We start from the raw sequence: 24,374 nt of genomic DNA on the forward strand, positions 1-24,374 counted from the left end.
AGCGTAAACAGATCCTCTCAAAACTGCACTGGCGGCCGATTCGGGAAGGATTCGCTCGCCGATACCCTTTTCGCGGGAGTGATGCGCGTCCATGACAGTGGCTTGGAATATGCGGAAAACCGGTGTGTTTGGCTGACAGGCGGTGGCCGCACGGTTATACAACATCGCCGGAAGGGGCCGCGGCGAATGTCCTGGAACAGTAAGGTTGTCTGGTCGGAGGGTTTGTTTCTCCGTCCGCACCACCTGCAGCAGAACGATCGATATCTCGAAAGTCTAGTCGAGAGCCGCGTGCGGTATCTCGCCCCTTATCCTTGGGGTTTCTCTCAACTCGAGATCGACCGCGACCTCGCGCAGCAGAGTCGCTTCTCCGTGCGCCGCGCCGTCGGCATCCTGCCGGACGGGACGCCCTTCGACATACCCGGGCAATCGCCCCTGCCGCCGCCGATCGACGTGCCGGAGGACGCGGCCAAGCAGATGCTCTGGCTGATGATGCCGGTGGCCGCGCCGAACAGCCGCGAGGTCGAGGCCGCCGACGCCGAGAGCGCGAGCCGCTGGTATCCCGGACAGGAGACCCTGATCGACTCGACCTCGGCGCTCCGATCCGAGGAGGAGATCGACGTGGCGCATCCGCGCCTGTCCTTCGAGCTGCGGCGCAGCGCGAAGCCCGGCTATGTCGGCCTGCCGATCGCCCGCGTCGTCGAGGTCCGCGACCGGGCCGTGGTGTTCGACGAGCGCTTCGCGCCCCCGCTCCTCACCTGCGCCGCGCACCCCGTGGCGACGGGCTGGATCGACCGGGTGATCGGCTGGATCGACAACAAGCTCGAGGAACTCGCCCGCTACGCGGCGGACCCGACCGCCGGCGGCGGCCTGCAGAGCGCCGACTACTTCATGCTGCAGGTCCTGAACCGGCACATCCCGGTGCTGAAGCACTTCCGGGAATCCCGCTACGTGCATCCGGAGCGGCTCTTCGAGGAGTTGCTGCGGATCGCGGGCGAGCTCGCGACCTTCGCCACGGCGGGTCGGCGCGCCCAGACCTACCCGGCCTACGACCACGACGCCCTGGAGATGGTGTTCGAACCGGTCCTGCGCGACATCCAGCACTTCCTGAGCGCGCATCTCGGCCGCCGCGCCATCCGCCTCGAGTTGCTCGAACGGGCGCCGAACGCCTTCATCTCGACGATCCGCGACCGGAACCTGTTCCGCAACGCGACCCTCATCATCGAGGTCTCCGCGCGCCGGCCCCTCACCGAAATCCAGAACCAGTTCCCGAACCTCTTCAAGGTCGGCCCGAACACGAAGATGAACGAGATCGTGCACGCCCACCTCCCGGGCGTGCCGCTCGTCCACCTGCCGACGCCGCCGCCGCAGATCCGCGCGATCACCGATCACGTCTATTTCCGGCTCGACCGGCACTCGCCGCTCTGGCCGGAATTCAGCGTCGCGAGCTCGATCGGCCTCCACTTCGCCGGCGAGTGGCCGGACCTCCAACTCGAGCTCTGGGCCGTCCAGGAGGGGAGGCAATGACCGCGCCGGCCCGGCCCGGATCGCGGCATCGCGGGCGGGGTGAGCGATGAGCAGCCCCTCCGACCCGTTCGGGCGCGGAGACCGGACGATCATCGTCCCGAACCCGGCCGGGCGGCGGCCGGGGCCGGACACGCTCTCCCCGCAGGCGCCGCAGGCCCCGTCCCCGGCCTATCCGCCGCCGGGATACGGCGCCCCGCCGGAGCCGGGCCGGCAGGGCCAGCCGAGCGCCGCCGACGCGTGGTCCTCGACGGCCGCCCCTCCCCCTCCGCCACCGCCGGCCGAGCGCGGGCGGGCGCTCGTGCTCAAGCGGGACATCGTCGTCGCGCCGAACCAGAACCCGTACCTGAAGGCGGCGGGCCCCCTCCTGCTGCTGTTCGGCCGCCTGCGCGTGCAGCTCTCGCGCGCCTCCTTCGCGAACCTGATGGAGCAGGTCGCGTCGGCGATCGAGGATTTCGAGGCCGATGCCCGCGCCGCGGGCGCGCCGGCCGAGCAGACCCGGACCGCCAAGTACATCGTCTGCGCCACGGCCGACGACGTCGTGCAGAACATCCCCACCGACGAGCGCCACGTCTGGACGCAGTACAGCATGCTGAGCCGCTTCTTCGGCGAGCGGACGGGCGGCGTGCGTTTCTTCGAGGAGCTCGACCGGGCCAAAGTCGACCCGCACGGGAACTACAACCTGCTGGAGCTGCAATACGCCTGCCTGGCGATGGGCTTCCAGGGCATCCACCGCACCTCTGCGGGCGGCGCAGCGACCCTGCAGCAGATTCAGCGCAACCTCTACGAGATGCTCCGGCGGACGCGGCCCGCGAACCGGGAGGTCTCCCCGCGCTGGCAGGGCCGCAGCCTCGCGGCGGCCATCGCCCAGTTCCAGGTGCCGCTTTGGGCGATCGGCTCCGTCGTGGCCGTCCTGCTCCTCGGCTTCTACATCCTGCTCCGCTTCATGCTGGCCGGCAGCACCGAGGCGGCGGCGACCGCCCTCGTCTCCGTGCATCCGGCGACCGAGCTCGGCATCCAGCGCCGCATCTACACGCCGCCCCCGCCCCCGCCCCCTCCGCCGCCGACGAGCCCCACCGCGAAGCTGCGCAGCGCCCTCCAGGACGAGATCGCGAGCCAGAAGATCTCGGTGAGCGAGGCGGGCAACACCATCGTGGTGCGCATCGCCGCGGCGCTCTTCCCGCCGGGCGACGCCGCCGTGAAGCCCGAGTTCCGCACCCTGATCGAGCGTCTGGCGAAGCTCCTCGACGGGCAGCCGGGCGGCATCAAGGTCGTCGGGCACACGGACAGCGCCCCGATCAAGAACGTCCGCTTCCCCTCGAACTTCCACCTCTCGCTGGAGCGCGCCAAGGCGGTCGGACAGGTCATGAAGGCGGGCCTCGCCCGGCCCGAGCGGGTCGAGGTCGAGGGCAAGGGCGCCGACGTCCCGATCGCCCCGAACGATTCGCCGGACGGGCGGGCGCGCAACCGCCGGGTCGAGATCCTGATCCCCCGCGGCGGCTGATCGCCGGTCCGAGAGCCCCTGCCGAGATCCCCCGCCGAGAGCCCCTTCCATGAGCGCCCGAGAGCCGTCCCGCCCGAGCCGTCCGTCGTGAGCCGTCCGTCATGAGCCTGCCGTCATGAGTCTCGCCGCCTGGCTTCGTCTGGCCGCCACCGCGATCGGCGCCCTCGCCCTCTGCGCGCTGTTCTGGTGGGCCGGGCCCCTCGTCGCGGTGGGGGATGTGCGCCCGCTCGAGCCGGTCTGGGCGCGCGCGATCCTGTGCCTCGCGATCCTCCTCGGGGCGGGAGGCTATGTCGGCTGGGAGCTCTACAAGCGGCGCAAGGCGATCCGGGCCCTCGAATCGGAGGTCGCCGCCGGCGACGAGGCCGAGAACGACGGCACGGTGCTCCAGGCCTCGATGCGGGACGCGCTCGCCACCCTGCGCAAGGTGCGGGGCGCCAAGGGCGACCACCTCTACGAGCTGCCCTGGTACGTGATCATCGGCCCTCCCGGCTCGGGCAAGACCACGGCGCTCGTCAATTCCGGCCTCAAGTTCCCCCTGAGCCGCGGCGCCACGCCCGAGGCGGTGGCGGGCGCGGGCGGCACGCGCTACTGCGACTGGTGGTTCACGGACGACGCGGTGCTCATCGACACCGCCGGCCGCTACACGACGCAGGATTCCGACCCGCGCTCGGACCGCCAGAGCTGGACCGCCTTCCTCGACATCCTGAAGAAGTACCGGCCGCGCCAGCCGGTGAACGGCGTCATCGTCGCGATCAGCCTGGAGGATCTCCTCCGCGGCGGGGAGGCGGAGGTCGTCGCCCACGCCAACGCCGTCCGCAAGCGGCTCCTCGAGCTGAACGAGCGCCTGGGCATCGATTTCCCGGTCTACGTCGTCTTCACGAAGGCCGACCTCCTGGCGGGCTTCACGGATTTCTTCGCCCACCTGCCCGAAATCGACCGCCGCATGGTCTGGGGTCACACCTTCCAGACCGACGAGAAGACCCGCAACATGATCGGCGACGTGCCGGCCGAGTTCGACGCGCTGGTCGAGCGCCTGAACGAGTGGCTGCCCGACCGCCTGCAGGAGGAGCCGAACCCCACCGCCCGCGTCGTCCTGTTCGGCTTCCCCTCCCAGCTCGCCTCGACCAAGGCGCACGTGGTCGATTTCCTGAACCGCGTGTTCGAGCCCTCGCGCTACCACGTCAACGCGACCCTGCGCGGCTTCTACTTCACCTCCGGCACGCAGAACGGCACCCCGATCGACCAGCTGATCGGCTCGCTCTCGCGCAGCTTCGGCTCCGAGGATGTCGGGGCCGGCGCCTATTCGGGCCAGGGCCGGAGCTACTTCCTCACCGACCTCCTCAAGACCGTGATCATCGGCGAGGCGGGCTGGGTCTCGACCGACCGGGCCGCCGTGCGCCGCTCGAACCTGACCCGGCTCGCCGCCTATGGCGGGCTCGCCCTCGCCTCGGCGCTCCTCGTCGGCCTGTGGTGGACGAGCTACCTGCGCAACAGCCAGCTCGTGCAGCAGAGCAACGTCCTGCTCGCCAAGTACCAGGGCGAGGCGGCCGAGATCCTGCGCGAGCCCGTGGTCGCGGACCGCAACCTCGCCCGCGTGGTGCCGCTCCTCAACACGCTCCGCTACATGCCCGCGGGCTACGCCTTCCGCGAGGAATCCGCGCCGACGCTCGCCACCTTCGGCCTGAGCCAGCGCGAGCGCCTCAACTCCGCGGCGCTGACCGCCTACCACACCGGGCTGGAGCGGCTCCTGCGGCCGCGCCTGATCTTCCGCCTGGAGGAGCAGCTGGAGGCGAACCGCAACAATCCCGGCTTCCTCTACGAGGCGCTCAAGGTCTACCTCATGGTCGGCGGGCGCCCCGAGGCGCCGCCCGACCGCGACCTCGTGCTCGCCTGGATGCGGCGGGACTGGGCGGAGAACCTCTTCCCCGGCGCCGGCTACGCGAAGGGGCGCGAACTCCTCGAGGAGCACCTGCGGGCGATGCTCGACCTCGAGGACGGCACGCCGCTCCTCGTCTCGGTCAACCAATCCCTCGTCGACGATTGCCAGCGGGCGCTCGCCCGCCTCAGCATCGCCGAGCGCGCCTACGAGCTCCTGAAATCGGACGCCCGCGCCGCCTCCCAGCGCGACTGGACGGCGCTGAGGGCCGGCGGGCCGGACACCTCCCTCGTCTTCGAGGTGGTGGGCGGCGGCGACCTCGACCGGGTCCGGGTGCCGTTCTTCTTCACCTATGACGGGTTCTTCGAGGCGTTCATCGACCGGTTCGGAGACGTGGCCGAGGCCGCCGACCGCGACCGCTGGGTGCTCGGCCCCTCGGGCGAGCAGCAGGCCTACACGGCGCAGTACGGCTCGCTCTTCGCCGACCTCCTCAAGCTCTACGCCCGCGACTTCGTGCCCGCCTGGAAGCAGGCGCTCGCCAAGCTGAAGATGCGCGCGCTCCTCAGCGACAAGCCGCGCTACCTCGCGCTGCAGGCGGTCGCGGCGCCGACCTCGCCGCTGCGCCAGATGCTCGAATCGCTGCGCGACGAGACGCAGCTCACCCGCGAGCGCCCGGCCGACAAGGGCAAGGACGGCGACGGGCGGGCGGGCCGGGCCAAGGCCATCGCCGGCAAGGCGGCGGCGGATGCCGCCGAGCGCGCGGTCACGGACCGGCTCCCCTCCGGCCTCGCCTCGACAGCGACCGCCCTCGGCCGCCTCGGGATGGAGGGGCGCGGCGGCGGCCGCGACCGTTTCGCCGTGCCCACGAACGAGGCCCCCGGCGCCAATATCGAGGCGGCCTTCCGGCCCTTCCACGTCCTCCTCGACGGCGAGGCCGGCCGCCGGGCCACGGACCAACTGATCGCCAACCTCAACGAGATCAAGAACGCGGCGCTCTCCGCCCTCAACCCGGCCGAGGCGGCGCAGGCCAACATCGCCCTGGTCACGCAGGCCCGCTCCCTGCGGGCGCTCGCCGCCCGCTTCCCCCCGCCCTTCGAGCCGATGATCCGCGGCATCGCCAACGAGTTCGAGGGCAGCGCCACGGGGGCGGCCGTCTCGCAGGTGGCACAGTCGCTCGGCGATCAGGTGATCCGCGACTGCCAGCAGATCGTGACGAACCGCTACCCCTTCGTCCGGACGAGCGACCGCGAGACGCCGATCGCCGATTTCGCGCGGCTGTTCGGCCCCGGCGGCATCCTCGACCGCTTCTTCACCCAGAACCTCGCGGCCCGGGCGGACCGCTCGCGCCCGCAATGGGTCTGGCGGCAGGACGATCAGGTCGCCCGCTCCTTCTCGGCCGCGACCCTCAGGGAGTTCCAGCGCGCCGCGGAGATCCGCGACGCCTTCTTCCCCACCGGCGGCAACATGCCGGCCTTCGCCTTCGCCGTGACCCCGCTGACGCTGAGCGCCGACGTCCAGAAGGCGCGGCTCGACGTGAACGGCACGGCGCTCGAGACGCAGCAGGGCGTCAACGCCCCCGTCACCATGCAATGGCCCGGCCCGGCGGGGCTCGGCCGCACCGCGATCACCCTCGATTTCGGCTACAACACGCAGCCGATCGTCATGGAGAAGACGGGGGCGTGGTCCCTCTTCCGGGCCCTCGACACGGGCTCGGTGCTGAAGCAGGGCGACAACATCGTCGCCACCTTCGTGATCGGCGGGCGCCAGCTCTCCTACCAGATCAACGTCAGCTCGCTCCTGAACCCCTTCGCGCTGCCGGCCCTGCGCGAATTCCGCTGCCCCTCCGGCATCTGACCGCCATGCGCTGCGGCCTCTACGGGAAGCTCCCCGCCAAGCGCGACTTCATCGCCCCCGGGGCCTCGCGCGAGTTCCTCGCGACCGTCGAGCCCTGGCTCCAGCAGGGCGTGGCGGCGAGCCGGGCGAGCCTCGGGGCCGAGTGGCAGCCCGCCTTCCTGCGGGCGCCGATCTGGCGCTTCTGGCTCGGGCACGAGGTCTGCGGGGCGACGACGCTCGGCGCCCTGATGCCCTCGGTGGACGGGGTCGGGCGCTACTTCCCCCTGGCGGCCTTCGCCTGCGCCGAGGCCGACGAGCATTGGGTGCCCCCGGACATCGACCCGCAGGATGCCTGGATGGGCGCCGTCGAGGACATCCTCCTGTCCGCGCTCGCCCCCGGCACCGGCCTCGAGAGCGTCAGCGAGGCGCTGAAGGCGCTCGGCAGGCCGGCCGCGGCACCGCCCCCGGCCCTGCCCGAGGGCATCGCCGAATGGCCCCGCGCCGCCCTCCCCGGCCCGCTCGCCGAGGGCGATGCGAGGGGGGCCTTCGCGGCCCTGCGCGCCGCCGGGATCGCGCGCTCCAGCGCCGGCGCGACCTACTGGTGGACGCTGGGCGGCGAGGAGGTGGCGCCGCGCGCGCTGGCGAGCCGCGGCCTGCCCGATCCGGCCTGTTTCGCCGCGATGCTCACGGGGTCATTCGGGAGGGTTAGCCGCGCATGATGCAGGACGCCAACGATCCCCTCGGCCTGCCCCTGCCGGGCGCCCCCGGCCTGCCGGGACCCTCCCCCTTCCGCTGCGCAGCCCTGAGCGACACGGGCCGGGTCCGCCAGCTGAACGAGGACCGCTATCTCCTGGCGCCCGAGATCGGCGTCTTCGCCGTGGCCGACGGGATGGGCGGGCACGAGGCCGGCGAGGTCGCGAGCACGACGGTGGTCGAGAGCCTCGCCTCGATCGGCGCCGCGGTCTCCCCGAACGACCTCCTGGCGCGGCTGGAGGATCGGATCCTGCGCGCCAACATGGCCATCCAGGAGATTGGGCAGGCGCGGGACCGGGTCATCGGCACCACCGTCGCCGTGCTCCTCGCCTTCGAGCGCAACTTCGCCTGCGTCTGGTCCGGCGACAGCCGCATCTACCGGCTGCGCGGCGGCGACCTCCTCCAGCTCTCGCGCGACCATACGGAAGTCCAGCAGCTCATCGACGCGGGCACCCTCACCCCCGAGGAGGCGAGGACCTGGCCGCGGCGCAACGTCATCACCCGCGCGGTCGGCGTGCGGCCGGAGCCGGAGATCGAGCTGTCGAGCGGCGTGCTGGAGCCGGGCGACACCTTCCTGATCTGCTCGGACGGGCTGACCGGCCACGCCGAGCCCGAGGACATCCGCGCGCGCCTCGACGGTGCCGAGCCGCAGGCGGCCTGCGACGCCCTCGTCGCCCTCGCCCTGGAGCGGGGCGGCACCGACAACGTGACGGTGGTGGTCGTCCGCTACGATCCAGCGCCCGGACCCGACGGCCCCGGCGCTCCCGACGAGGTATCCGCGTGAGCGACGAGACTGTCATCTCCCCAGGGCCCTATTTCCGGCTGACGCCGGGGACGCGCCTGAACGGGATCTACGAGATCGACCGGTACATCACCTCCGGCGGGATGGGGGAGATCTACCGGGGCCGCGCCGTCGTCACCGGCGACGTCGTGGCGATCAAGACCGTGCGGCCGGACCTCGCTCAGAACGACACCGCGCTCGCCCTGTTCCGCAAGGAAGCGGCCTCGCTGCACAACCTCTACAACGAGGCGATCGTCCGCTACTTCGTTTTCACGATCGACCCCGTCCTCGGCATTCCCTACCTCGCGATGGAGTTCGTGGAGGGCGAGTCGCTCTCCGACATCCTCCGCCGCGGCGCCCTCGGCACCCCGGACATCTGCGTCCTGATGCGCCGCTTGGCGCTGGGGCTGCAGGCCGCCCACCAACTCGGCATCGTCCACCGCGACCTCTCGCCCGACAACGTCCTGGTGCCCGGCGGCGACGTCTCCCGCGCCAAGATCATCGATTTCGGCATCGCGCGCTCGCCGCTCGGCGAGGGAACCCTGATCGGCAGCGGCTTCGCGGGCAAGATGAACTACGTCTCGCCCGAGCAGCTCGGCCTGTTCGGCGGCGAGGTCGGCCCGCCATCGGACATCTACAGCCTCGGCCTCGTCATGGCCGAGGCGGCGCGGGGCAAGATCCTCGACATGGGCCACAGCCATGTCGAGGTGATCGACCGCCGCCGTCGCGTGCCGGACCTCGCCGGGATCGATCCCGATCTGCGCACGATCCTGCAGCGGATGCTGCAGCCGAACCCGAAGGACCGGCCGCAGAGCATGGCCGAGATCGCGGCCTGGGTGCCGAAGGTGGCGCCGAGCGGCGGCCGGCGCTGGCTCCTCGCGGGCGCCGCCGCGATCGTGCTGATCGCCGGCGGGCTCGGGGCGGCGCTCCTCACCGGCACGCTCGATCTCGGCGGGCTCTGGCCCCGCACCGGGGGCGAGCCCGGCCAGAGGGCCGCCGAGCCGGCGAGCCCGAACCGGACGAACGAGGCCGCGCGGCTCGCCCCGGAGCCCCCCGTCTTCCCGCCGGAACTTCCCCCGGCGCGCCCCGAGCCGCGCCAAGAGCCACTCCAAGGGCCGCGCCAAGAGCCCCGGACCGAGACGGCGCGCCGCGAGAGCCCGCCCGTCGACGGCCCGCGGCAGGATGCGCCGAGGCAGGATGCTTCGAGGCAGGATGCTCCGAGACAGGACCCGCAGAGGCAGGAGGAGTCACGGCTGGAAGAGCCGCCGCCCGAGCGCCCCCGCAACGATCCCGCCCTCGCGCACCTGCCGCCTCCGAGCGGGTCGCCGGAGGCGCCTCCGTCCCAGGGCCGGCAGCGGCGGGAGACGAGCCTCGACCAGGTGCGCGACTTCCTGCGCGGCTACAGCGGCGGGCAGTGCTTCTTCATCACGCCCGTGACGCTGGCGATGAACGAGGCGACGATCGAGGCTTTCGGCTCGACCCCCGCCCCCTTCATGGCCTTCGACGAGGCGTTCCAGCGCACGCTCGGCTTCGAGCCGGAGATCAACCTGCGCCAGATCACGGCGGCGCAATGCCCCCTCGTCGACTACCTCGCCCGGCAGGGCGCGCAGCGCGGCGCGGCCAAGCCCGCGCTCTCGCTCAAGGCGGATACGCTGCGCAGCGGCGACGAACTCGTCGTGACCAGCGACACCAAGGCGGACCGCACCGTCGAGCTCCTGCTGATCTCGGACGAGGGGACCGTCCACAGCCTCGCCGCCTACGCCAAGAAGGCCGGCGACGCCCTCACCGCCAAGCTGCGCGTCGTCGGCAACGAGCGCAGCGCGGACGCGCAGCCGCAACTCGTCGTCGCGCTGGCGAGCCACCGCCCGCTCGCCGGCGCGATGGCGGCCGTGAAGGCCGGCGGGATCAGCGCCGACCGCTTCTTCAAGCTCGTCTCCGAAGACGCCGCGAAGAGCGGCCCGATCGGCATCAGCGTCAAGTACTTCAAGCTCAGCAACGGGGCCTGACGCGCGTGAAGACCGGCGTATCACCGCCCATACCGTACTCGATCCGGTTTTCGATTGCGTTCCGGGCGAAAACAACAGATCGTCCGCGCATGACCAGGGCGGAACGATTGATGTCGCGCCGGGGGATCTGACGTGACGGCGTTCGAGACCTTTGCAGGCAGCGTTTCGGAAGACGCCTGCTTGGCGGAGGTGATGCGGCTGCGGCACGGGGAGCGCGCCTGCGAGGCCTGCGGCCGCGAGGCGGGCTTCGAGGCGACGCGCAAGCACCGCGCCTTCGCCTGCCGGAGTTGCGGCTTCAAGCTCTATCCCTGCCAGGGGACCCCCTTCTCCAAGCCGCAACCGCCGCTGCAGCACTGGTTCTACGCGATCGACGCCCGGGCCCGGGGGCGGTCGGCGAAGCCCGCCGACCTCGCCCGCGCCCTGGAGACCTCGCGGCTCCTCGCCGAGCACCTCGACGAGCGCGTGGCGCAGCTCGAGGGCGAGGGCGCGCAGGGGCAGCCCGCGATCGACTGGTTCGAGGCCGTGTCCGCGTTCACCGCGGAGAGGCTGCACGCCGAGCGGGCGACGCGGGTGATTCCCCGCCGGGACGAGGCCGCCGAGACGCCCTGGCGGACCCTGACCTCGTTCCTGCGCCTGCCCGACCTCGAGCGGCGGCCGATCTTCGGGGCGGGCCTGATCGGGGTGTTCGTCTGCCTCGCGATCGGCATCGGCTGGCTTCTCGTGCCGGCGGAGCCGGAGGAGGATCCCGATCTCGTGCAGGCGACCGCCCTGCTCTCGCTCGCCGCCGACGAGCCGGTCCTCCTCGTCTCGCAGGACGTGGCCGAGCAGCTCTACGACGTCTCGGACGTCGACGCCGCGCCCGCCTCACCCCTCACACCCGTCATCCGGCTCGTGCCCTCGGGCGTCGAGTTGAAGCGGGTGCCGCTCGCCGAGGCGCGGCCGATCGCGCGGCCCTCCGTGAAGCTCGCCTCCTCCGTGGGCAAGTCGATCCTCTCCGGCGACCTCTCGGACGCGCGCAAGCGCGCCTCCGACCGGCCGGAGCTCGCGGCCTACGCCTCGCTCGCCGTGGCCCTCGAATCCTCCGGCCCGCGCAATCCGGACGAGCTCCTCAATTTCGGGCCGATGCGCATCCGGCGCCACCTCGTCGAGAAGATCGTCCGGGCGGCGCGCATCACGAGCATGGACCCGGTGCTCCTGATGGCCATCGCCGACAAGGAATCGAGCTTCGCGACCGAGGTCCAGGCCCAGACCTCCTCGGCGACCGGGCTGTTCCAGTTCATCGAGAAGACCTGGCTCGGCGTCGTGCGCGATTTCGGGGGCACCTACGGCCTGGAGAAGGAGGCGCGCCTCGCGGGCGGGGACCTGCCCGGCGCCGAGCGCGCCCGCATCCTCGCCCTGCGCCGGGACGCCTATCTCTCGGCCGTCTTCGCCGCGGAGATGCTGAAGCGCGACGGCGAGCGGATCGCGCGCCGCCTCGGGCGTCCCCTGACCGGCGGCGAGACCTACCTCGTGCACTTCCTCGGCCCCGACGGCGCGGAGCGGCTGATCGCGCGCGCCGTGGCGGCGCCGAACGCGGCGGCGGCCGAGCTGCTGCCGAAGCCCGCGGAGGCGAACCGGCCGATCTTCTACTCGGCGGCGGCCGACGGGAAGATGCAGAGCCTGTCGGTGAGCGCGGTGCGCGACAAGTTCGAGACGATGATCGGCCTGCGGCTGAACCGCTACCGCAACGTGCATGCCGTGGCGCGCCCGGACGCGGGAATCCAGCCCGTCTCCCTGCCGGTGCGGCCCGCGCCGCCGAGGCCGTGACCCGTGACCAGCGTGCTCCGCCACGCGCAACTGGGGAAGGATCCCTGCCGATGAGCCGACCGACGAGCCGAACCCTGCCCGCCGCCGCGAGGCGCCGGAGCGCCCTTCTCGCGGCGCTGCTTCTCGCCCTCGCGCCCGCCCTGCCGGCCCGGGCCGAGGAGAAGCCGCCGGCCGCCGCGAAGCCCGAGGCATCGCCCGCGAAGCTGGACACGCCGCCCGTGAAGCCTGAGGCGGCGCAAGCGAAGCCCGAGGCGGCGCAAGCAAAGCCAGGGGTGCCGGTGCGACCCCAGGCCGAGGTGACGGGCGCCCCGACGGCGGCTCAACACGCATCCCGCCCGCCCGTGATGCGGGCGCGGCGGGACGCCCGGCGGGCGCGGCTGGCCGCCGAGCGGGCGATCCAGAATGCGCAGCGGAGCCTCGACGCCCGCCGCTGAGGCGGCCGCGCGAGGGTCCGGACATGCGGAAGCGCGCCGGCAGGGGTGTCCTGCGGCGCGCTTTCGGTGTCCCGGGTCTGCGGCGTCAGAAACCGACGCCGGAGAGCACGAAGTTCGAGGTGAGCAGGCCGCCCGTGCGGCGGGGCGCGATCAGCGCGACGCGGGTCGGCGCCTCGACGGCCACGCGGACCGGACGCGGCTGCGCCGGCTCGGCCAGGGCGACGGTCGCATCGGTGAGGTAGGCCGTCACGTTCGAGAAGCAGCGGGCCGCCTTGGCGAATTGCCGGCGGTTCTCGAGGGGCTGGCAGACGAGCTCCATGTGCCGCTTCGCGTTGGCGAGCCGCGCCTCGGAGACCACCTCGTTCTGCGCGAGCGCCGAGCCGGCACCCAGCGTACCGAACGCGAGCGCGAGTGTTGCGGCCAAGCAACGTACGTGTCGAACCATCTCCTTCCCTCCTTCAATCGCCATGTCGTGATTCACCATGCGCCAAAACGCGCAGAAATCAATCTTGGTTTCACGCGAACGGGCTCTTGGGACGCGCGAATACAATATCTGCACCGCTCATTGGCGGCAGGGTTGACGATGTCTGAAAGGGCTCGCTCGATTGCCGCGAACACCTTCACAGAAAAGCGCAATTCCGGGCGCGCCGGTGCGGCCTCGACACGCGGCCTCGTCCGGCCGGAGACTGTTGCCGCAAGGTCCCACATCCCGCGAAACCGGTCCCGGGCCGGTTCGGCGGCGGGATCACAGATAAGAGGCGACCGATTCGAGCCCCATGGCGCGGGCGCGATTGCGGATCTGCGCCTTCTGATCCTCGCGCAGGACCCCGATCAGGGGGCGGGCGGCGGCGTAGATGCGCAGCGTCGTGCCGGAGAACGCGTCCGCGGTGTTCTGGCCGGCCCGCGCGAGCGCCATCTGCTGCGCGCCGATCTCGGTGAGGACGGCCTCGACGGCGGGCCAGTGCGGCTCCTGCTCCGCGGTCAGCCGCAGCGACAGCTTGATGCGGCGAATCTCGGCCGGGGTCAGGACGTTGCGCAGGCGCGGATCGGCCGGCGCGGGTTGCGGCGCGGCCTGCGGGCGCGGGGCGGGCCGGAGGGGCGCCTGCGGCTCGGCCGGCAGCGCGGCCATGTCCCGGTTCGGCAGCCGCGCCGGGGGCCGCGGCTGCGGCGGGGGAGCGGGCTCCGGCCTCGCCGCGGCGGGTGGGGGCGGCTCGCGCGGCGGGGTCACGGCCGCCGGCTCGGCCCGCCCCTCCGTCCAGGCGAGGGCGGGCGAGGCGCCGGGCGCGGCCGTGTCGGCGAGGAAGATGCCCTTCGGCGGGGCCACCGCCACGGCGGCGGGCATCAGGCTGACGATCGCGAAGGCGCCTGCGGCCACGAACACCAGGAACAGGCCCGCCCCGAGGGCGGCGATGGCCGTGGGCCTCCAGCGCGACATCATGTCCCGACGCAACCTGCGCTTCCGATCGGATCGACGGTAACCGACCGGACGACGATTGCATAGGGACGGGGGCCTCCGCGCGAAGACCCTACAGTTTCCCGCGAGAACTGATTCCCGGCAGCTGGACCGCGTGATCGACGGCGGCGAAGCGCCTCAATACCCGCGCCAGAGCCCCGGCGTGGCGATTTCGAGGAGATGGCCGTCCGGATCGCGGAAATAGAGGCTGGTGCCGCCGCGGGGCCAGTGCGTCCGGCCCTCGATCGGGATACCGGCTGCCGCGAGATGCGCCTCCCAGGCGGCGAGCGCGTCGGCGGGGATGGAAAACGCCACGTGGTGGGGGCCGCTGCCGTCGTGGGGCGGGATCGTGCCGCCCGGCGTCTCGATCGGCTGCAGGGAGCCGCCGCGGGGAAACAGCAGGAGCACGCCGCGCCCGGCGACGTCGTAGCCGCGCATGCGAAAATCGCTGTGAAGGCAGGCCAAGCCCATCACGCCGCCGTAGAAGGCGTCGCCCCGGTCGAGATCCTCGACGTAGAGCACGGTCTCGAGAACGCCGTTCAGCGCCGGCATCGGCAGCCTCCGCTCGCCGCATCCGCGCGGCGCCGCCCCCGCGGGGGAAACGCGCGGGGGCGACTGCCCGGTCCCGGCCGCGTGGCCTATCTTGGCAACGGGGCGCGGACGGAGGCGGGAGCGTGGAGCACGGCGAGGTCGACCTTCTCGTCATCGGCGGCGGCATCAACGGCACGGGCATCGCGCGGGACGCGGCCGGCCGGGGCCTGCGCGTGATGCTCTGCGAGCAGGGGGACCTCGCGGAAGCCACCTCCTCCGCGAGCACCAAGCTGATCCATGGCGGCCTGCGCTACCTCGAGCAGTACGAGTTCCGCCTCGTGCGGGAGGCTTTGGCCGAGCGCGAGCGGCTGTTGCGGCTCGCGCCCCACATCATCTGGCCGCTGCGCTTCGTCCTGCCGCACGATGCCGGCCTGCGCCCGGCCTGGCTGCTGCGGCTCGGCCTGTTCCTCTACGATCACCTGTCGCGCCTCGGGGCGCTTCCGGCCTCCGAGAGCGTCGATCTGCGCCGCTCCGGGCTCGGCGCGCCCCTGCAGGACCGGCTCACCCGCGGCTTCGCCTATTCGGATTGCTGGGTGGAGGACAGCCGCCTCGTCGTCCTCAACGCCCGGGACGCGGCCGACCGGGGCGCGGAGCTGCGCACCCGCACCCGGGTCGAGGCCGCCGAGCGGGTGGGCACGGGCGCGCAGGCGGCCTGGATCGCGCGGCTTTCCGACCTCGGCACCGGCCGCACCGGCCGCGTGCGCGCCCGGATCATCGTGAACGCCGCCGGCCCCTGGGTCGCGGGCGTCCTGGGCGGGACGCTCGGCCTCCCTGCCCGCGCCGGCCTGCGCCTCGTCAAGGGCAGCCACATCGTGGTGCCGCAGCTCTATCCCGGCGCGCAGGCCTACATCCTCCAGCAGCCGGACCGGCGCATCATCTTCGCCATCCCCTACGAGCGCGACTTCACGCTGATCGGCACCACCGACGTGCCCTATGACGGCGCGCCCGGCCCGGTGACGATCTCGGCCGAGGAGACGGAATATCTCTGCGCCTGCATCAACCGCTCGTTCCGGAGCCGGATCGGGCCTGCGGACGTGGTCTGGAGCTATTCGGGCGTGCGGCCCCTCTACGACGACGCCGCGGCCGACGCCTCCGCGGTGACGCGGGACTACGTGCTCGACCTCGCCGACCGGGACGGCGGCGCCCCCGTCCTCTCCGTGTTCGGGGGCAAGATCACGACCTATCGCAGGCTGGCCGAGCACGCGCTGGAGAAGCTGAGGCCCTACTGCCCCGGCCTCGGGCCGGCCTGGACCGGAGGGGCGGCCCTGCCGGGCGGCGACATAGCGGGGGCGGATTTCGCGGGGGCGGATTTCGCGGGGGCGGATTTCGCGGCCTTCGCCGGGCTGCTGGCGGGCAGGCACCCCTTCCTGCCGGCAGAGACCGCCCACCGCCTCGCCCGCGCCTACGGCACGCGTGCGGAGCGGATCCTGTCGGGGGCGCGGAATCTCGCCGATCTCGGCGAGGGGTTCGAGGCCGGCCTCACGGCGGCCGAGATCGCCTATCTCCGGCGGGAGGAATGGGCGCGCACGGCCGAGGACATCCTGTGGCGGCGGACGAAGCTCGGCCTGCGCACCAGCCGCGAGGGCGTCGCGCGGCTCGAACGTCACCTCGCCCGCGCCGAGGCGGTCGCGGGATGATCGGGGCGGCGCGGACGCCGCGCCGCCGAAGCGGAACCAGCCAAGGGAGGGAGCGGCCATGTCGCGCTACGTCGGCGCCATCGACCAGGGCACCACCAGCACGCGCTTCATCGTGTTCGACCGGCAGGGCCGCGTCATCGCCTGCGCGCAGCGCGAGCACGCGCAGATCTACCCCAAGCCCGGTCAGGTCGAGCATTGCCCGCGGGAGATCTGGCGGAACACCCAGGCCGTGATGCGGGACGCCCTCGATGGGGCGGGCCTGACCCCGAAGGACCTGCTCACGATCGGCATCACCAACCAGCGGGAGACGACCCTGATCTGGGACCGCCGGACGGGCGAGCCCCTGCACAACGCCATCGTCTGGCAGGACACCCGCGTCGAGCCCCTCGTCGCGAGCCTCGCCCGCGAGGGCGGGCGCGACCGCTTCCGGGCCCGCACCGGCCTGCCGCTGGCGAGCTACTTCTCCGGCCTCAAGCTCGCGTGGCTCCTCGACCACGTGGAGGGCGCGCGCGCCGCGGCGGAGGCCGGCGACATCCTGTTCGGCAACGTCGACACCTGGCTCGTCTGGAACCTGACCGGCGGGCCGGAGGGCGGGCTCCACGTCACGGACGCGACGAATGCGAGCCGCACCCTCCTGATGTCGCTCTCCGACCTCGCCTGGGACCCGGATCTGTGCCGCGCCCTCGGCGTGCCGGAGGCCATCCTGCCGCGCATCGTCTCCTCCAGCGAGGTCTACGGCGAGACGCGGGCGCCCTTCGCGGGCGTGCCCATCGCCGGCATCCTCGGCGACCAGCAGGCGGCCCTGTTCGGGCAGACCTGCTTCCGGCCGGGCGAGGCGAAGAACACCTACGGGACCGGCTGCTTCCTCCTGATGAACACCGGCGCCGAGCCCGTGCCCTCGACCTGCGGCCTCGTCACAACGGTCGGCTACCGGCTCGGCGGGCAGGCCCCGGTCTACGCCCTCGAAGGCTCCATCGCGATCACCGGCGCCCTCGTGCAATGGCTGCGCGACAATCTCGGCCTCATCCGCGACAGCGCCGAGGTCGAGAGCCTCGCGGCGGGCGTCGCCGACAATGGCGGCCTCTTCTTCGTGCCCGCCTTCTCCGGCCTCTACGCGCCGCATTGGTGCGAGAGCGCCCGCGGGCTGATCATCGGCCTGACCCGCTACGCCAATCGCGGCCACATCGCCCGCGCGGCCCTGGAGGCCACCGCCTTCCAGACCCGGGAGGTCGTCGAGGCGATGGTCGAGGATTCAGGGATCGGCATCCGCGAATTGCGCACCGACGGGGGCATGGTCGGCAACGACCTCCTGATGCAGTTCCAGGCCGACATCCTCGACGTGCCGGTTGTGCGCCCGAAGGTTGCGGAGACCACGGCGCTGGGCGCGGCCTACGCGGCCGGCCTCGCCACCGGCTACTGGAACGGCCTCGACGACCTCGCGGCCAATTGGGGCGTCGACCGGCGCTGGGAGCCCGGCATGGCCGCCGCCGACCGCCAGCGCCTCTACGCGGGCTGGAACCGGGCCGTGAAGCGCGCCTTCGACTGGGCGGAGCCCGAGGAGGCCTGACTGTCGAAGCCCGGTTCGGAACGGGAGTGAGGGCCTGACGGCGCGGTGAGCAGCAGGAATTTCGAGCGGGCCTGACGCGTGATCGGGCGCAGGCGGCACCGCCTCGCCGCCACGGTGGCGTGGCGCTGCCGCGCGGCTCGCGTCGCCCCCGGCCCCTCGCGACACGGTGCTTTGCCGACCACGCCTGCGCGGGCGAGCGGCACGATAGCGATCTCGGCCCTAGCGGCGTGCTTCGGTCGCCATGCGGACGGCAAGCCCGGCCAACACCGTGCCCATCATCCAGCGCTGCACGAGGAGCCACGCCGGCCGCTGCGCCAGGAACAGGGCAATGGAACCGGCCGCAACCGCGATCGCGGCGTTGACCGTGACGCTGACCCCGATCTGGACGCAGCCGATGACGAGGGACTGCGCCAGGACGCTGCCCTGCGCCGGGTCGATGAACTGGGGGAGCAGGGACAGGTAGAGCATGGCGATCTTGGGGTTGAGCAGGTTCGTCACGAACCCCATCGCGAACAGCTTGCGCGGCGCGTCGGCGGGCAGATCGCGCACCTGGAAGGGCGAGCGGCCCCCCGGCTTCACCGCTTGCCAAGCCAAGGAGAGGAGGTAGACCGCCCCTATCAGCCGCAGGGCGTCGTAGGCATAGGGCACCGCGAACACGAGCGCCGTGATCCCAAGGGCCGCGCACAGCATGTAGAAAACGAAGCCGAGCGCCACGCCGCCGAGCGAGATCAGACCGGCCGCGCGCCCCTGACAGATCGAGCGCGAGATCAGGTAGACCATGTTCGGCCCGGGTGTGAGGACCATCCCGAGCGCGACGAGGGCGAAGGCGAGAAGCGTCGTCGAGGTCGGCACCGCGGCGGTGCTCCTTGAGGGGGCGCAAGACCTCACCTTACGAGCAGGCGGCCTAGCCTGAAAGGGCGCCCGCGCGCGGCCGAGCGAGAGCGGCCGCACGGAGAACCGATCGGCATCGCCTTCAGCGGTCTCCAGCAGGCTCTCAGGCCGCCGGCCGGCGCCCCAGGCGCTCGGCCACCACGATCCCGCCGAGGACGAGCGCCAGCGCCAGCGCGTCGTTCCAGGCGAAGGGCTCGCCGACGAGGAGGACCGCGAGGGCCGCCCCGAAGACGGGGACGAGGTTCACGAACAGGCCGGCCCGGTTCGGGCCGATCAGCTCGACGCCGCGCATGAAGAAGAGCTGCGCCGTCAGCGACGGCCCGAGCCCGACGAAGGCGACGATGAACCAGCCCTTCGGCGTCGGCCAGATCGTCTGCCCGGCCGCCCATTCGGCGAAGAGGAGCGGCAGCGAGGTGAGGAGGGCGGCCGCCGCCATCGCTGTGAAGAAGGTCAGCGCCGAGACCTTGGGGCGCGCCGGCAGGGCCACGGTGTAGCCGGCATAGAGCACGCAGGCCGCCAGCATCAGCACGTCGCCCTGGTTGAAGGCGAGGGTCGCCAGAACGCGCCAGTCGCCGTGGCTCGCCGCGACCGCGGCGCCGACGAGCGTGATCGCGACGCCGAGCGCCTGCCCGGCGCCCACGGCCCGGCGGTAGAAGGCGAGATTGAGGAGGATGACGAGGACGGGGATCGACCCCTGCAGCAGGGCGAGGTTGACCCCGCTCGTCAGGGTGCCGGCCGCGTAGAACAGGCTCGCGTAGAGCGTGTAGCCGCAGGCGCCCATGGCGAGCACGCGCCGCCAGCTCGGCAGGAGCCGGTCCCACTCGGCGAGGAGCGGCCGCCGCGCGACCACGCCGAGCACGGCGCAGGCCACCGCCCAGCGCAGGCAGGTGAGCGCCTGCGGCGAGACCTCGCCCACCGCGATCTTCCCCGCAGCCGCGTTCCCCGCCCAGAGAAGGGCGGTGAGCGTGAGGAGCGCATAGGCCCGGCGGCCGGCTGACGGGGAGGACGGGGACATCTCCGCTGGAATCTCGCGGTGGCGGCCGGATCGGCCGGGCGGGGTCTGTTAGGAGATCGCCGCCCGGCGGGACAGCCCCCGCGGCGCAGCCCTGCCACCCCCTCGGCGGAGCCTCACTCCGCCCCGTCCTCGCGGGCGAGGAGGCGCCGCTTGCGCTCGACGCCGAAGCGGTAGCCGGAGAGCGCCCCGTCGGAGCGCACGACCCGGTGGCAGGGAATCGCGACGGCGAGCCCGTTCGCGCCGCAGGCCTGCGCCACCGCCCGCACCGCGCCGGGCGCGCCGATGGCGCGGGCGATCTCGGCGTAGCTCGCCGTGGTGCCGGGCGGGATCGTCCGGAGCGCCTCCCAGACCCGCCGCTGGAAGGCCGTGCCGCCGATGTCGAGGGGCAGGTCGAGCCCCTGGGCCGGCGCCTCGACGAAGCGGACGACCTGCGCGACGAGAGTCCCGAACGGGGCCTCCGCCGGCCGGATGTCGGCCTTCGGGAAACGCTGGCGCAGGTCGCGCTCCAGCGCCTCCGGGCCGTCGCCGAGCAGGATCGCGCAGAGGCCGCGCCCGGTCGCCGCGACGAGGACCGTCCCGAGGTAGCAGGGCGCCGTCGAGAACTCGATCACCGTGCCGACGCCGCCTTCGCGATAGGCCCGCGGCGTCATGCCGAGCCGGGCGCCGGCGCCCGCGTAGAACCGGCTCGCCGCGTTGAACCCGGCCCCGTAGACCGCCTCGGTGACGCTGCCGGCCGTCCGCAAGCCGTCGGCGACCCGCGCGCCGCGCCGCGCATCGGCGAAGGCGGCCGGCGTGACGCCGGTCAGCGCCTTGAAGACCCGGTGGAAATGGAAGGCGCTCATCCCGGCGGCGCGGGCGAGGTCGGCCAGCGGGGGTACGCCCTCGGCACGCTCGATCAGGCGGCAGGCGCGGGCGACCGCCTCGGCCTGCCGCTCCCGGCGCGAGGGCTCGTCCGGGCGGCAGCGCCGGCACGGGCGGAAGCCCGCTTCCTCCGCCGCCTCGCAGGTCTCGTGGAAGGCGACGTTCCCGGGATTCGCGCGCCGCGCCCGGCAGCTCGGCCGGCAATAGACCCCCGTCGTCCGCACGGAATAGACGAAGCGCCCGTCCGCCTCGGGATCGCGGCGCTCGAGCGCCGCCCAGCGCGCCGCATCCTCGTCCGCCGCCTCGCCCGCCTCGATCGCGGTCACCAGCGCTGGCCTCGCCACCATGAGCCACTCCCGTCTCGTCCCGGAGCCCCTCGGCTCGCGTCCCGGCTCACCCTCGCCCGTCCGCTCCGGCCTCGCATCCCGGCGCTTGCTCGGCAATCGCTGCCGCGTCCGCGGTCCAGAGATGCATCACGGCGTAGGAGCGCCAGGGCCGCCAGCTCTCGGCCCGCGCGAGCAGTTCCGCGGGCGACGGGCGCCCCCGCCCGGAATCGAGCGCCCGCAGGAGGCCGATATCGCCGGGCGGCAGGGCGTCCGGCTCCCGCAGGACGCGCATGGCGATGTACTGCGCCGTCCAGGCACCGATGCCGGGCAACGCCGTCAGCCGCGCCACCGCGGGTTCGAGCCCCTGGCCCGGCGCGAGCAGGTCCGGCTCCCGCAGCAGGGCGGCGGCGAGGGCCTGGATCGCCCGCCCTCGGGCGCGCGGCATGGCGAGGGCCGCGGACACGTCCGCCCCGGCCAGCCGCTCCGGCTCCGGGAACAGGTGGGTCAGGCCGTCGCCTCCGGCGGCGAGCGGCGTCCCGAAGGCGGCCACCAGGCGTCCCGCCAGCCGCGTCGCGGCGGCGACCGAGACCTGCTGCCCGAGGATCGCGCGCACCGCCATCTCGAACCCGTCCCAGGCGCCCGGCACGCGCAGGCCCGGCCGGGCCGCGACGAGCGGGGCGAGGCCCGGATCGCGCGAGAGGTGCCGCGCGATGGCCTCCGGATCGGCCTGCGTGTCGAAGATCGCGATCAACGTCGCGAGGCTCCGCGGGAGATCGCGATCATCCTCGCCGAGATCACGCTCGACGATCGGCCCGCCCGGCCCCGGTCGCACCGTCACCGTCCCCTGCCGCGCCCCGAACCGGACGGTGCGCCGGTAGCGCCCGGCCTCCACCCGCTCCACGCCCGGGATCGCCCGCCCCGCCAGGAAGGCCGCCATCGCGTCCCAATCGTAGGGCGCCCGCACCGGCAGGAGATGGCGCCCGCCCGCCTCCGTCACCGCGCCGACCCCGGCCTCCGTCTCCCCGAAGACCAACGCCGGACGGCCCCCTCCGGAGAGTCGACGCGGGATGGTCCTGCATGCCACAACCCCTGGGTATAGGTGGGGTGGGGCATCGTGAGTGAGAGCGGAACAGCGCCCGGCGTCACGTTCAGCGTCGAGATGGGGCCGAGCAATCCGCGCCTCCGCATTCAGATCGGCGACCGGTCGATCCCGGTGGAGATCAGGCCCGATCAGGCGAACCAGCTCGCCCTGTCGCTGCTCGCCGCCAGCGCCGTCTGCTCGCCCGGACACCCCCGCCCGCAGGAGGGCGAGCGGATCGAGCCGGTGCACCTGCCCGTGATCGGCTGGCAGACGGGCAGCCTCAGCGCCTCCCGCCTGCCCGTGATGGTGGCCCACCTCCTCGGCGGCGCGCAACTGGTCCTGCGGTTCTCGGTCGACCAGGCGATCGCCTGCGCCAGCGCCCTTCACTCCGTCGGCGAGAGCCTGCGCTCGCGCCCGCCCGCCGCCTGACGGAGTCGCCGGACGGGCATTTCGAGGAAGTCGGCATCGGTCAGAGCGGCGGCGAGGAAGCCGAACAGGCCGGCATGCAGCAGGATCGCGGCGAGGCCGGGCAGCTGCACCTGCCAGAGGGCGAGCGCACCTCCCGCCATCAGGGCCGGCGCGACGACGTAGACGGCCTGCCGCCAGGGCAGGGCCGGGCGCCGGAGCCGCCAGAAGCAGGCGACGAGCGCGGCCAGGGCGAAGGCGCCCTTGAGCGCGGCCATGAAGCGGACGAGCCGGAGCAGGTCGGGCTCCGTATCCGCCGCCCCGCCACCCGCGGCGAGGACGGCCAGCACCGCCGCGACGGCGAGGCCGAGCATCACGGCGCGTCGCGTCCGCCCGTCCGCCGAGCCGGGCGCCTCCGTCCCCGGAAACGCAGGAACCATCGCCGCGTCGCGCATCCCGCACCTCTCGTCCGCGGGGAGGATAGGGCTGAGCGCAGAGCTAGGAAAGCCCGGGCGTCTCCGCCCATTTCATCGCGCCCGAGCGATCCTTCACGCCGAGCGCGCGGTAGAGCGCGTTGGCATGGACCTTCACCGTGTTTTCGGTGAGCCCGAGTGTCTTGGCGATCTCCTTGTTGGACAGGCCGGACCGAATCAGGCGCAGCACGTCGAGCTGGCGCGGCGTCAACCGGAAGGGTTGCGCATTGCGGCGCTCTGAGCCGGGCTCGCCGCCGGCCTCCGCCGCGAGGGGCAGTTCCACGAGATCGGGCGGCACGAAGATGCCGCCCTCCATGATGAGGCCCACCGCGCGGATGATCTCCGCCGGCTCGAAGGTCTTCGCGACGAAGCCGTGCAGGCCCGCCCGAAGGGCGAGGAAGATGTCCTCGCGGCGGGAAGCGGCGGCGAGCGCGGCGATGCGCAGGTCCGGATAGACCTCCCGCACGCTGCGCAGGCTCAGCGGGTTGCCGATCCCGGGGGTGGCGAGATCGAAGGAGGCGAAAACGATCTCGCGGTGCTCGTCGAGCATCTGGAGCGCTTCGTCGAGGGAGGCCGTCTCCAGGACCGTGGCGAAACCGCAATCCCGCCGGAGCAGCGTGCCGAAAGCCTCTCGAAACAGCCGATGCGTATCGACGACCAGCGCGTGGGAGGGGCGTGTCATGGGCGACAAGCCCGGCAGGGGTGCAGGAGCCCCGGCTCGGCGCCGCCGCTCGGGCGGGCGACGGCCGGCGACCACGCGGACGCCCGGGCTCCCGCTAAGGTGAGCGCGCCGGATGCGCGACGGGACGAACGCTCGTCCCGAGCCTCACATCCGCAGCGGCCCAGGCAGAACATGGAACCCGCAATCCTGATTTCGCCGAACAGCGACGTAGACGTCATCATCACGCATCGAGCACATCAACATGGCCCGCATACGCATCCAGCGAAAGATAGGGCCTTTACACTAACATAACGTCAAATGTTGAGCTTCGTACGGTAGTGTACATCTTGGAAAGGAGTTTTCCACCGCAGCTGTCGAGCGGTCGCCTGGAGGAACGAATTCCAGGCCGACAACCCTCGCTTTCCGACGGAAGCACGGACCTATGCGTCTCGCGCCGAAAATCACCTTGCTCTCTTGCCTGCTCGGGGCGACGAGCCCAGTCTGGAAGACTGCTTGAGGAGCAGCCTCTTCATGGAATTTCATGGGCGCAGGCGGCGTGGTCGTTGGCTTGCGCCGGAGGCGCGGCGGGCTCTCGTATCATCCGAAAGAGGCGACGGCGCCGTCGAAAAGCAATCCTGTGTTAAGCGTCATTAGAAATCGCGCGTCGTGCATCGATGATTAGGGATTAGTCCTTAGGACTAGCGACAGATAGTTCTGGATTCCCATCGTACGAACCGTCTACAAAACCTCGGCCTCGGAGGATCGATCGCTGTGAAGAGTGAACGTAACTCGGTCGAGATCGTATCGGCGTTGAGCCGATGCCGGACGGCGTTCATCGGCGTTGGGGTGATGAGCGGTCTGGTGAACGTGCTCTACCTGACGGGCTCGTTCTTCATGCT

The 24,374-nt window shown here is 72.5% G+C and carries 20 protein-coding genes; 11 read left to right on the forward strand and 9 right to left on the reverse strand.

Annotated features, from left to right (window positions below):
• The first annotated feature begins 186 nt into the window (after positions 1–186).
• The 8 genes from tssK to J2X36_RS24120 all read left to right on the forward strand — a co-directional run bounded on the left by tssK (position 187) and on the right by J2X36_RS24120 (position 12,514).
• Complete coding sequence (gene tssK / locus J2X36_RS24085; protein ID WP_310354449.1) at positions 187–1,524, forward strand: type VI secretion system baseplate subunit TssK; 1,338 nt, start codon at positions 187–189, stop codon at positions 1,522–1,524.
• A 46-nt stretch (positions 1,525–1,570) separates the two neighbouring features.
• Positions 1,571–3,025 (forward strand): type VI secretion system protein TssL, long form, encoded by a 1,455-nt coding sequence (gene tssL, locus J2X36_RS24090; RefSeq protein ID WP_310354450.1) that lies wholly within the window; start codon positions 1,571–1,573, stop codon positions 3,023–3,025.
• 115 nt (positions 3,026–3,140) lie between these two features.
• Positions 3,141–6,755, forward strand: coding sequence for a type VI secretion system membrane subunit TssM (gene tssM / locus J2X36_RS24095; protein WP_310354452.1), 3,615 nt, complete (start codon positions 3,141–3,143; stop codon positions 6,753–6,755).
• Positions 6,756–6,760: 5 nt separating this feature from the next.
• Complete coding sequence (tagF, locus tag J2X36_RS24100) at positions 6,761–7,453, forward strand: type VI secretion system-associated protein TagF (protein WP_310354454.1); 693 nt, start codon at positions 6,761–6,763, stop codon at positions 7,451–7,453.
• On the forward strand, positions 7,450–8,271 hold the full coding sequence (locus tag J2X36_RS24105) for a protein phosphatase 2C domain-containing protein (RefSeq protein ID WP_310354456.1): 822 nt from the start codon (positions 7,450–7,452) through the stop codon (positions 8,269–8,271). Before tagF ends, J2X36_RS24105 begins: the two co-directional genes overlap by 4 nt.
• Entirely contained in the window at positions 8,268–10,274 is a 2,007-nt protein-coding gene (locus tag J2X36_RS24110) for a protein kinase domain-containing protein (RefSeq protein WP_310354458.1), read from the forward strand. Before J2X36_RS24105 ends, J2X36_RS24110 begins: the two co-directional genes overlap by 4 nt.
• A 189-nt stretch (positions 10,275–10,463) precedes the next feature.
• Positions 10,464–12,080: a transglycosylase SLT domain-containing protein gene (locus tag J2X36_RS26945; RefSeq protein ID WP_405029849.1), complete on the forward strand. Its 1,617-nt coding sequence runs from the start codon at positions 10,464–10,466 to the stop codon at positions 12,078–12,080.
• A gap of 50 nt (positions 12,081–12,130) precedes the next feature.
• Entirely contained in the window at positions 12,131–12,514 is a 384-nt protein-coding gene (locus J2X36_RS24120) for a hypothetical protein (protein WP_310354460.1), read from the forward strand.
• A gap of 85 nt (positions 12,515–12,599) precedes the next feature.
• Here J2X36_RS24120 and J2X36_RS24125 read toward each other — a convergent pair whose 3' ends face one another.
• The 3 genes from J2X36_RS24125 to J2X36_RS24135 all read right to left on the reverse strand — a co-directional run bounded on the left by J2X36_RS24125 (position 12,600) and on the right by J2X36_RS24135 (position 14,519).
• Positions 12,600–12,938, reverse strand: a complete 339-nt coding sequence (locus J2X36_RS24125) for a hypothetical protein (RefSeq protein ID WP_132257077.1) — start codon at positions 12,936–12,938, stop codon at positions 12,600–12,602.
• 321 nt (positions 12,939–13,259) lie between these two features.
• Positions 13,260–13,952, reverse strand: coding sequence for a hypothetical protein (locus J2X36_RS24130; protein ID WP_310354462.1), 693 nt, complete (start codon positions 13,950–13,952; stop codon positions 13,260–13,262).
• Between the two features lie 153 nt (positions 13,953–14,105).
• Entirely contained in the window at positions 14,106–14,519 is a 414-nt protein-coding gene (locus J2X36_RS24135) for a VOC family protein (RefSeq protein WP_310354463.1), read from the reverse strand.
• 122 nt (positions 14,520–14,641) lie between these two features.
• Between J2X36_RS24135 and glpD the strand changes: the two genes are divergently transcribed.
• On the forward strand, positions 14,642–16,195 hold the full coding sequence (gene glpD / locus J2X36_RS24140) for a glycerol-3-phosphate dehydrogenase (protein ID WP_310354464.1): 1,554 nt from the start codon (positions 14,642–14,644) through the stop codon (positions 16,193–16,195).
• A gap of 58 nt (positions 16,196–16,253) precedes the next feature.
• Positions 16,254–17,762, forward strand: a complete 1,509-nt coding sequence (gene glpK, locus J2X36_RS24145; RefSeq protein WP_310354466.1) for a glycerol kinase GlpK — start codon at positions 16,254–16,256, stop codon at positions 17,760–17,762.
• A gap of 219 nt (positions 17,763–17,981) precedes the next feature.
• Here glpK and J2X36_RS24150 read toward each other — a convergent pair whose 3' ends face one another.
• The 4 genes from J2X36_RS24150 to J2X36_RS24165 all read right to left on the reverse strand — a co-directional run bounded on the left by J2X36_RS24150 (position 17,982) and on the right by J2X36_RS24165 (position 21,888).
• Positions 17,982–18,566, reverse strand: a complete 585-nt coding sequence (locus J2X36_RS24150; protein ID WP_405029850.1) for a LysE family translocator — start codon at positions 18,564–18,566, stop codon at positions 17,982–17,984.
• Positions 18,567–18,756: 190 nt separating this feature from the next.
• On the reverse strand, positions 18,757–19,668 hold the full coding sequence (locus J2X36_RS24155) for a DMT family transporter (protein ID WP_310354470.1): 912 nt from the start codon (positions 19,666–19,668) through the stop codon (positions 18,757–18,759).
• 113 nt (positions 19,669–19,781) lie between these two features.
• Positions 19,782–20,876: a bifunctional DNA-binding transcriptional regulator/O6-methylguanine-DNA methyltransferase Ada gene (ada, locus tag J2X36_RS24160; RefSeq protein ID WP_310354471.1), complete on the reverse strand. Its 1,095-nt coding sequence runs from the start codon at positions 20,874–20,876 to the stop codon at positions 19,782–19,784.
• 46 nt (positions 20,877–20,922) lie between these two features.
• A complete protein-coding gene (locus J2X36_RS24165) occupies positions 20,923–21,888 on the reverse strand; it encodes a DNA-3-methyladenine glycosylase family protein (protein WP_405029848.1) in 966 nt (321 codons plus the stop codon).
• 81 nt (positions 21,889–21,969) lie between these two features.
• On the opposite strand from J2X36_RS24165, the gene J2X36_RS24170 reads away from it, so the two are divergent.
• The gene (locus J2X36_RS24170) at positions 21,970–22,365 is read left to right on the forward strand and encodes a hypothetical protein (RefSeq protein ID WP_132256276.1); all 396 of its coding nucleotides are present in this window, start codon (positions 21,970–21,972) and stop codon (positions 22,363–22,365) included.
• Here the strand turns inward: J2X36_RS24170 and J2X36_RS24175 are convergent.
• Entirely contained in the window at positions 22,320–22,796 is a 477-nt protein-coding gene (locus J2X36_RS24175; RefSeq protein WP_310354474.1) for a hypothetical protein, read from the reverse strand. The genes J2X36_RS24170 and J2X36_RS24175 overlap by 46 nt on opposite strands.
• Positions 22,797–22,839: 43 nt before the next feature.
• Positions 22,840–23,496 (reverse strand): response regulator transcription factor, encoded by a 657-nt coding sequence (locus J2X36_RS24180; RefSeq protein ID WP_132256280.1) that lies wholly within the window; start codon positions 23,494–23,496, stop codon positions 22,840–22,842.
• Positions 23,497–24,374 lie beyond the last annotated feature (878 nt).

Source organism: Methylobacterium sp. BE186 (assembly GCF_031457035.1).
GTDB classification, from domain to species: domain Bacteria; phylum Pseudomonadota; class Alphaproteobacteria; order Rhizobiales; family Beijerinckiaceae; genus Methylobacterium; species Methylobacterium segetis.

What these genes read in the sequence shown, in the direction of transcription:
- tssK (WP_310354449.1), top strand. Translation starts at nt 187, where the DNA reads ATGTCCTGGAACAGTAAGGTTGTCTGGTCGGAGGGTTTGTTTCTCCGT.
- tssL (WP_310354450.1), top strand. Translation starts at nt 1,571, where the DNA reads ATGAGCAGCCCCTCCGACCCGTTCGGGCGCGGAGACCGGACGATCATC.
- tssM (WP_310354452.1), top strand. Translation starts at nt 3,141, where the DNA reads ATGAGTCTCGCCGCCTGGCTTCGTCTGGCCGCCACCGCGATCGGCGCC.
- tagF (WP_310354454.1), top strand. Translation starts at nt 6,761, where the DNA reads ATGCGCTGCGGCCTCTACGGGAAGCTCCCCGCCAAGCGCGACTTCATC.
- J2X36_RS24105 (WP_310354456.1), top strand. Translation starts at nt 7,450, where the DNA reads ATGATGCAGGACGCCAACGATCCCCTCGGCCTGCCCCTGCCGGGCGCC.
- J2X36_RS24120 (WP_310354460.1), top strand. Translation starts at nt 12,131, where the DNA reads ATGAGCCGACCGACGAGCCGAACCCTGCCCGCCGCCGCGAGGCGCCGG.
- J2X36_RS24130 (WP_310354462.1), bottom strand. Translation starts at nt 13,952, where the DNA reads ATGATGTCGCGCTGGAGGCCCACGGCCATCGCCGCCCTCGGGGCGGGC.
- J2X36_RS24135 (WP_310354463.1), bottom strand. Translation starts at nt 14,519, where the DNA reads ATGCCGGCGCTGAACGGCGTTCTCGAGACCGTGCTCTACGTCGAGGAT.
- glpK (WP_310354466.1), top strand. Translation starts at nt 16,254, where the DNA reads ATGTCGCGCTACGTCGGCGCCATCGACCAGGGCACCACCAGCACGCGC.
- J2X36_RS24150 (WP_405029850.1), bottom strand. Translation starts at nt 18,566, where the DNA reads ATGGTCCTCACACCCGGGCCGAACATGGTCTACCTGATCTCGCGCTCG.
- J2X36_RS24155 (WP_310354470.1), bottom strand. Translation starts at nt 19,668, where the DNA reads ATGTCCCCGTCCTCCCCGTCAGCCGGCCGCCGGGCCTATGCGCTCCTC.
- ada (WP_310354471.1), bottom strand. Translation starts at nt 20,876, where the DNA reads ATGGTGGCGAGGCCAGCGCTGGTGACCGCGATCGAGGCGGGCGAGGCG.
- J2X36_RS24175 (WP_310354474.1), bottom strand. Translation starts at nt 22,796, where the DNA reads ATGCGCGACGCGGCGATGGTTCCTGCGTTTCCGGGGACGGAGGCGCCC.
- J2X36_RS24180 (WP_132256280.1), bottom strand. Translation starts at nt 23,496, where the DNA reads ATGACACGCCCCTCCCACGCGCTGGTCGTCGATACGCATCGGCTGTTT.